The sequence below is a fragment of the Chitinimonas sp. genome (genome assembly GCF_041904975.1).
Taxonomy (GTDB): Bacteria; Pseudomonadota; Gammaproteobacteria; order Burkholderiales; family Chitinimonadaceae; genus Chitinimonas.
Window position 1 is genome coordinate 1 of the sequence record NZ_JAYRLZ010000217.1, and the last position, 7,447, is coordinate 7,447.

A 7,447-nucleotide genomic window follows, 5' to 3' on the forward strand; every position below is an offset into this window, starting at 1 on the left:
AACGATGTGCAGCTGGCCGAGCGCCAGGCCGGCGGCCGTGGCCTGACCAGCCCGGAACTGGCGGTGCTGCTGGCCTATGCCAAGCTGGTGCTGTTCGACCAGCTGATCGACTCGCCGCTGCCAGCCATGAAGCAGTGGGACGAGCTGCTGGCCGGCTACTTCCCGGTGAAGATGGCCGAGAAGTTCAAGAAGCAACTGCCTAGCCACCCGCTGCGCAGCGAAATCGTCGCCACCGTGCTCACCAATGAGTGCGTGAACCGCATGGGCATCAGCTTTGTGTTCCGCGTCGCCGAGGAAACCAATGCCAGCCCGGCCGAGATCGTCCATGCCTGGAGCCTGGCAAGTGCCCTGATGCGTGCCGATGCGCTGTGGGCCGAGCTGGAAGCACTGGACAACCAGCTGCCGACCGATGTGCAGTACGAGCTGATGCTGGAAGTGCGCAAGCAGCTGGAACGTACCGCGCGCTGGGTACTGCGCGTGCAGATGACCGAAACCGATGCCGACGCCCGCATCCGCCAGCTCACCGAGGAAATCCCGGCCCTGCTGCCCAAGCTGGACAAGTGGCTGGCCGAGCAGACCGCCTTTGCCAAGGCGCGCGAGGCACTGGTCAAATCCGGCGTGAAGCCCGAGCTGGCCGCACGCATTGCCCACCTAGACGCGGTGCTGTCGCTGCTCGACATCGCCCGCCTGGCCCGCGAAAGCAAGGCTGCGGTGGAAGATGTGGCACAGGCCTACTTCAAGCTGGAAGATGCCCTGCAGTTTGGCTGGCTGCGCGAAGTGGTGGACAGCTTGCCGCGCGACAACCGCTGGCAGACCCTGGCGCGCATGGCGCTGCGTGACGAGCTGTACCGCGAACACGCCGGCCTTGCTGCCCGCGTGCTGAACGGCAGCGGCACGGTGCAAAAGCGTGTCGATGGCTGGCTCAAGGCCCGCGAGGCCTCGCTGGAGCACGTGGGCCGCATGTTCGAAGAACTGCGCGCCGCCACGCCCGACCTGGCCATGCTGTCGGCTGCCATGCGCGAAATCCGCAACCGCCTGGCTGCGTAAACCGATACCGGTAGTTCGACTCGAAGCCACCCGCAAGGGTGGCTTTTTTCTTGCCAGCCTGTCTGGCGCAGCCTGTGCCGGCAGACGACAGGCCCCTACCGTATCAAGGCTTGCCGCGATAGCTTTTTGCCAGCGAATCACCGATCGGCGTGACCAGATCATCGACCAGCCAGCACTGCGGCTCGGCGGCCTTCTGCAATTGAAGTACCACGGTTTGCGCCTTCTTCGGCGTACCCGGTTCCAGAACGAAGGCATACGACATCGAAACACTGACCCCGTCTGCGCTACGCGCCGTCACCGCATACTTCACCGGCGCGCCCACCTCGCCATCTTGCGCACCGAGCCAGGGCTCATAGTCGAGATGGCAAATACCCCCTTCTTTTTCCCCGCAACGATAGTGCCCCTTCAAGGCCTGGTAAAACGCCGGCGAGACTATCTTCTTCAAGCCCGGCGTTTCCTGGGCATAGAAAAGACGATGCTTGGCAAACAGGCGCGAGGCCAGCGAGATCGCCTCTCTATCACCACAGGCGAAGACAGTGGTACCACAGAGGCTTAGCGAAACAGCAGCAATCAGTAATCCAGTACGCATCAGTTCAAACCCCGATAAGTGAAATAAAGGCGCCCCGCATGGCCGCACCAGCCATCTCGGTAGCGCAGCCACATCATTATGGCCAAAGACGCCCTTCACACCATCTGCTGCATGCCTTCTATGGCATCAAACGCACAGTCTTGATCGCCAACACATTGCCCGGCCGGCTACGGCGACCGACTCATGCCTTGCACGCAGGCCTGTATTTGCTGCGCCAGCTGCGGCTGATAGCGCGCACCGGAATAATCGTCGCAGCGATTCCCGGTTTCCAGAATCTCGCCCGGCGCCTTGGAAGCAAACACGAAATATTCACCGCCAATATCAAGGTTGACGCGCGATGTCGTATTTTGACTTAACACCACCAGCGATTTGGTTCTGGCTGCGCCACGAAATACTTTTCGCACCGAAAGGTGATAAAGCCAGCCAGCAACGCCTTCCATATCATCGCTGTCTTTCAGCAATTGCACCGACTCGACTTTTGCGTGCACCACCCAATCATGCCCCGCAACCATTTGACACAGTTTCAATGGCGGATCAGGACACAGCGCCAATAATGGCAAACTAAAACAGGCCAGAATGACTTGGCACGCTCGTACGCCGGGTATTTTGGATAGGCAGCCGGAAAGGTTTCGCATCACACCCACCTTATCTTCTTAATCGGCCATCCCAATTAGGGACAACCGCTTGTGCTTCGCATATGCAAGCGCCGCAATCAATTTATGTAGCAGCGCTTGCTCGCCGGCCCCGCCTGGCTCGACCAGCAGTGGCAATAAATGCGACAGCGCCTGCTCAACCTCTTCCGGTGAAAAGACCTGATCTTCAAACAGATTAGAAATACGTTGTAAAAAGAAAGAATCGATGCGTTTGACCAAGCACAGCAGTGCCGGCAGCTCGTGGTAGTCGATACAAGCCACCACTTCATGCGCGCCACCCGTCTTGCCTCCAACACCCACGATCAGATCAAATGCCACAATATACTGCCCCTCGGCAAGCCATGAAGGAATCGCTTGTCTTTCCCGCAACCACTTCTGGCAGCTGAAATGATGCTAGAGAAAGCCGCAAATTCAAACTGCAAGTGCAACAATCAAGTGGTTTTCTTGGTTTATCGACAGGCTGAAATGGAGCGTATCATGCCACGGTGAGCGGTGAATTTACGGGGTATCCGCTAGATGGCGATACAGGTGCAAGGGTATGCACCCGCATCGTTTCAGCCATATTTGACGCAACGGATACTATTTCACCCGTTCAAAGGTAACAATACTGCGTGTCATTCCTTTCTCAGCCCAATTCGGCATGACTCTCCAGGGCGTAAGAATCTGCAAACGATCGCCATCCACTTTGAACGACCGCGACTGCTCAGTTCCAACCCATTCCGGATTCCACGCCACCTCGACACTGGTAATCCACTTATCGCCCTCAACGCGGTACTTACCCGAATACGCAATCAATGTATCCAGTAGCGCAGCCTTTTCCTCTGCTGTCTTGCCTGCTTTGCGCCCCTCGGCGGTCAAAACAAACCATACTCGCGCATCGGCCGTGAAAACTGCATTGCCGGTGGGGTGCTTGCCCATTGTTGGCAATTTCTCACCGCTAGACTGAACTTCCACTTCATAGGAAGCAAGCTTCCATGCGCCCTGTAAAAGCGCAGAACCATCGGCAAAGCAAGGCTGAATCGCCGTAGCCAACACCATCAAAACAGCTAAACCATTGATCCGAAACATACCCACACCTTTTCATGAAAAATTGAAAAAAGAATGTTCCCCCTGCCCATCTGATTGAAAACCACTCAAACGACGAGCTAACGGTTCACCACCCTGTCAGCGCTGAATCACTTGCAAGCCAGGCAATAAAATCGCTCGGGCTCCGGATTTTATCAGAACGACAATGGCCATTACCAAACTGTGAAAAAGACCAAAACACTTTTCCAAGAATCACCTTGTCATGAAAACATTGAGCAGCAACATGACCCCGCCGCAACCGACAGGCAAGCCACCGGTTCAGGCATGAAAACAGCGCCAAGTAACCAGCAAAACATCCAGCCCTTCCTTACCTCACCGCATCACTAGCTTGCAGCCATGGCGCTTGACGACAGGGCCAGAATTCATATGCATTCCCAAGGGCTGACAATTAATTTCTGCGGCACTCGAGGTTTATTGCAGCCTTCCACGCATAGGTAAATCTCGCCGGGTGTCTTGTCAAACAATGGCTCGACATTACATGGCTGATATTTTTTCGACAACGTTACCCGAAACCGCGTACCTGTCAATGGTGATTTGCTATCAACCCGACATGAAAAATACTTTGCCCCTTCGAATATCTTTTGAAAATTCGGGCACTCCTGGTTCAAATCGTACCTTTCCTTCCACTCCGAGTCCTTGCGGCCTTTCTGTATGTAAATGGTATCAGGCACATCGCCTTCGATTCGAATGATTTCACCAAGCCTATTGCCACCTTCAGCACCGCCATACCCGGCAGCAAATGCAATTGCCGGCAACAAGACCACGACTGAATGAAACAGTTTCATGATGGATTCCTGATATTGAAGCAAGCCGAACTGCAAAGCGGGGTCGGCTTGAATGGAATTTCATGCCATCTTCTTGGCCGCGATGAAATACTCCGGCAAATCAGACAACTTCTTTGTTTCGACAATCAAAAAACCCTCACCTTCGATCAAGTCCGTCAATTGTGCCAAGGTGAAAAAATGCATGCTCGGTACGATGCCAAGGCGCGTCAATAGGCGCATAAGCATACCGAGAATGGTTCTCCCTTCTCCCATACAGGCGGTTGACGACAGGAACACGCCATCTTGGGCCAGCAGCGTATTTATTTGCCGAAAAGCGTTTGGCAGGTCGTCGATATAGTGCAGCACATTGAACGCCAACACGGCAGAGAAGCTCCCGTCGCGGCCCTGCAGGGCACCAAGGTCGCCTTGGGCAAAAACCACATTGCCGGCGCCAAGCTTGGCAAGCTTGCCAAGCTTGGCATTCGCCGCTTCAATCATTCCTGCAGAAGGATCAAGCGCATGAACGGATGCGACATTCTGCGCAATCGCCAAGGTCAATTCACCCGGGCCGCAGCCAAGGTCAAGCACCACACTTTCCATGGAAAGACACGCTAAAGCGGCGTCGACCGACTTGCGCGCGACAAGGCCGAGTTCCTTGGGCGAACCACGAGAGAGCTTCGAAACCCTGTCCCAGAAGTCCGATGTGTTTTTGTTCATTCGAAAATGCATCCTTTGCGTCGGAACGGCGACGCAAAGCATGGCTTTGCGCGTCCAGTTGACAGCCATATCAGGTGCCCGCACCAGCGCGCCAGATAAAGACATAGGTTTCAGTGCCATCATCGTTGGGTATGACCGGGCCACGCCGCATGCCGGCCTTGAGAAGTACCCGATGAGATGCGACATTCTCGGGCGCAGTGCTTGCGATGACTAGTGGGAGACCGAAGTCGGACGATGCAGCGGCAAGCATGGCAGCCGCGGCCTCGCTGGCAAAACCCTTCCCCCAGTGCTCACGGCATAAGGCGTACTTGATCTCTGCCTCGGCTTGGCCACCCGGATGAACCAGACCACAAAATCCGATGACCGAACCAGAGTCGCGGCTCACAAGGGCGAACATGCCATAGCCGCGTGCAACATAGTTGCGCTGGGTGATTTCGATCCAGCGCTCGCACTGGGCAAGATCAAGTGGCTTGCCGTCGCCGACCCAGCGCATTGCCGCAGGATCGCCATAGACCTTGTGCATGATGGCGGCATCCGCCACATCCACCCTCCGAGCCACCATGCGCGAGGTTTCGAAGATTACTGCAGACGGGAAAGGCGGCGTCATCATGCGCTCTCGCGTTGTAAGCAAGCTGCCGCAGGCACGGAGGGAGCCCCAAGCATACCTTCGGGCGCCCGGTTGACTGCAATGTTTGGTACGACTGCAACGGCAGCAAGGGTTGGTATTGAGCAGACCTGCTTAATGCGATGCTGACCGCTCCGTGCAAGGCTTGGGCTTAACGAGCGCCGCCCCTTCCTTGGCGAGCGACACCGGGCGAACCGTAGCGCACGCTGTCAATGCCGGCGACCGAAACAGCCCCGCTGATGCTTGAAACCGACGTGCCGACAAACCATGCCAAAGCCGGCTTACACCCAAGTGTGTGCTGGTAGACCGGAATCGGCATGATACTTGGCCCGCGCCGCGGATGATGGCAGCGAACGCCTCGCGGGCCAAGCACCATGGCGGTGAAGACCCCGTTCGGGCCACGGTTCACGCGTCGCTGCAAGGGTGACGGCGAAGGACCTCGGCATACGACTCGGAGACAAGCTGCTCCAGCACCTTGAGATCAACCTCCGCCAAGCGCCTGATAGACAAGCAGGCCTTGCCCATCTTGTGTTTGCCAAGCCGCGACAGAAGCACTTGCTGAGACGGACCTTCTGCCACAAGGTAGATGCTGATGTCCCCCTTGCGAGCAGCAAAGCCTGCCGCGCACGACTCGCCGGTACGACCACTGGCGTTGCTATAGGAGTACTTGCCGAAGCCGACGATGCTTGGGCCCCACATCACAGGCGCTTGATTCGTGGCCTGGCACATGAGCTTGAGCAGCGACTCGACTTCGGCGCGACGCTCGGAGTCTACGATTGCGGCAATGTACTGTTCGACCGATACCTGTGTTGGCTTTGTCTTCGCTTCCGACATGAACACCTCGCGCGCGTGAGTGGCGACGCCTAAGGATTGAGCTGAGCAGCACCCGCCAGGTTGGCACTTGGCCCGCGAGGCAGATGATGAACGACAACGCTTCACCGGCCAAGGCCAACCAGGTGGATGTCCGCTCGATCGAAGGCTCAGGCCTCACCGCAGCCATGCAAACGCTTCTTTGAGCTTTTCTGCTGGCTGTTCTTCGACAATCTGGTCATGGGCAACGATTACCCTCTTTACCGGCAATGCAAGCAGAGGAAGTACGGACATGGCCAAGGCCCGCTTGTCCTTGACCGCCAGTTTCATCGTCCTCGACATGCCGAGCCTTCCGTAAACGCCTAGCAGCTTTGACACCAGCGCGGCAATGACCCGATTCGATTCGGCAAAACAAAAAAGCAGATCGGCAAGGATCAGCGTTCCAGTGTCGACATGAAACCAGACCGTCTCATTCAGTATGGGTAGGCCTTCGATGAAAAAGCCTTGGATCTCGCAGGTCCAAGGCGGATCACGGGGAATGCGCTGGAATCGGCCAAGGTCCGGGGGCTTCAACTCGAGGCCGGCTGCAATAAAGCCCTGGGCTTCCGGGTGCGCGTTGAGAAACGCCGGGAAGAAAAGGTGGTGGCTCTTGTTCGGAGCGACCACATAGCGGACGGTACCAAGGCTTCTGAGCCCATCGACCAACTCAGGCGTAGGCGAGATCGGGGAGTGAACCCATAGTGACCCATCCCGCAGCCGAATCACGGTCATCCTTGTCGTGATGGAGATCGGGCCGAATCTGAGGGGCTGCTGTGCATACCAGATCGAGTTGGGGACTACGCAGGTGAGCGACATGCTGTTTGAGTAGCCTAACGTGAAAGCGAGGGGCGAACGAAGCGCAGCCGAAGGAAACCTGCTGCCGGAGTGCCGAAGGCATGGAGCGAACCCAAAGCGCAGCTTTGGGCGGTGAGATTGACTGAAAGGTTAGGCATTTTTCTTGTGGATCATGTCTACAAAACTGATGACTAACAGGCTGGTGAGAAACTCTTGGCGCTGGCTGCAAAGTGGGAAAAGCGAGCAAAATTTGGCAGAGCCGCTCAAAAATCAGGCGGATTTGCTTATTTTTTGAGCAAAATCGCTGGATTTTATAAACTTT

At 56.5% G+C, this 7,447-nt stretch carries 9 protein-coding genes and 1 pseudogene; 1 reads left to right on the forward strand and 9 read right to left on the reverse strand.

Annotated elements, in window-relative coordinates; genetic code table 11:
- Positions 1-1,047: pseudogene (locus ACE3OH_RS16880) on the forward strand (NAD-glutamate dehydrogenase); the annotation flags it as partial.
- Positions 1,048-1,150: 103 nt separating this feature from the next.
- On the opposite strand, the gene ACE3OH_RS16885 reads toward ACE3OH_RS16880, so the two are convergent.
- The 9 genes from ACE3OH_RS16885 to ACE3OH_RS16925 all read right to left on the reverse strand — a co-directional run bounded on the left by ACE3OH_RS16885 (position 1,151) and on the right by ACE3OH_RS16925 (position 7,146).
- Positions 1,151-1,636 (reverse strand): hypothetical protein, encoded by a 486-nt coding sequence (locus tag ACE3OH_RS16885; RefSeq protein ID WP_374355662.1) that lies wholly within the window; start codon positions 1,634-1,636, stop codon positions 1,151-1,153.
- 167 nt (positions 1,637-1,803) lie between these two features.
- Complete coding sequence (locus tag ACE3OH_RS16890) at positions 1,804-2,271, reverse strand: hypothetical protein (RefSeq protein ID WP_374355665.1); 468 nt, start codon at positions 2,269-2,271, stop codon at positions 1,804-1,806.
- A gap of 18 nt (positions 2,272-2,289) precedes the next feature.
- Entirely contained in the window at positions 2,290-2,607 is a 318-nt protein-coding gene (locus ACE3OH_RS16895) for a hypothetical protein (protein WP_374355668.1), read from the reverse strand.
- A gap of 261 nt (positions 2,608-2,868) precedes the next feature.
- A complete protein-coding gene (locus tag ACE3OH_RS16900; RefSeq protein WP_374355671.1) occupies positions 2,869-3,357 on the reverse strand; it encodes a lipocalin-like domain-containing protein in 489 nt (162 codons plus the stop codon).
- Positions 3,358-3,737: 380 nt separating this feature from the next.
- On the reverse strand, positions 3,738-4,160 hold the full coding sequence (locus ACE3OH_RS16905) for a hypothetical protein (RefSeq protein WP_374355674.1): 423 nt from the start codon (positions 4,158-4,160) through the stop codon (positions 3,738-3,740).
- A 60-nt stretch (positions 4,161-4,220) separates the two neighbouring features.
- A complete protein-coding gene (locus tag ACE3OH_RS16910) occupies positions 4,221-4,961 on the reverse strand; it encodes a class I SAM-dependent methyltransferase (protein ID WP_374355677.1) in 741 nt (246 codons plus the stop codon).
- The gene (locus tag ACE3OH_RS16915; RefSeq protein ID WP_374355680.1) at positions 4,927-5,466 is read right to left on the reverse strand and encodes a GNAT family N-acetyltransferase; all 540 of its coding nucleotides are present in this window, start codon (positions 5,464-5,466) and stop codon (positions 4,927-4,929) included. Before ACE3OH_RS16915 ends, ACE3OH_RS16910 begins: the two co-directional genes overlap by 35 nt.
- 420 nt (positions 5,467-5,886) lie before the next feature.
- A complete protein-coding gene (locus tag ACE3OH_RS16920; RefSeq protein WP_374355683.1) occupies positions 5,887-6,315 on the reverse strand; it encodes a DUF1801 domain-containing protein in 429 nt (142 codons plus the stop codon).
- Positions 6,316-6,468: 153 nt separating this feature from the next.
- A complete protein-coding gene (locus ACE3OH_RS16925) occupies positions 6,469-7,146 on the reverse strand; it encodes a DUF4336 domain-containing protein (RefSeq protein ID WP_374355686.1) in 678 nt (225 codons plus the stop codon).
- Positions 7,147-7,447 lie beyond the last annotated feature (301 nt).

Coding starts and splice junctions, on each gene's coding strand:
- ACE3OH_RS16885 (WP_374355662.1), bottom strand. CDS start 1,636: ATGCGTACTGGATTACTGATTGCTGCTGTTTCGCTAAGCCTCTGTGGT.
- ACE3OH_RS16890 (WP_374355665.1), bottom strand. CDS start 2,271: ATGCGAAACCTTTCCGGCTGCCTATCCAAAATACCCGGCGTACGAGCG.
- ACE3OH_RS16900 (WP_374355671.1), bottom strand. CDS start 3,357: ATGTTTCGGATCAATGGTTTAGCTGTTTTGATGGTGTTGGCTACGGCG.
- ACE3OH_RS16905 (WP_374355674.1), bottom strand. CDS start 4,160: ATGAAACTGTTTCATTCAGTCGTGGTCTTGTTGCCGGCAATTGCATTT.
- ACE3OH_RS16910 (WP_374355677.1), bottom strand. CDS start 4,961: ATGTCTTTATCTGGCGCGCTGGTGCGGGCACCTGATATGGCTGTCAAC.
- ACE3OH_RS16915 (WP_374355680.1), bottom strand. CDS start 5,466: ATGATGACGCCGCCTTTCCCGTCTGCAGTAATCTTCGAAACCTCGCGC.
- ACE3OH_RS16920 (WP_374355683.1), bottom strand. CDS start 6,315: ATGTCGGAAGCGAAGACAAAGCCAACACAGGTATCGGTCGAACAGTAC.
- ACE3OH_RS16925 (WP_374355686.1), bottom strand. CDS start 7,146: ATGTCGCTCACCTGCGTAGTCCCCAACTCGATCTGGTATGCACAGCAG.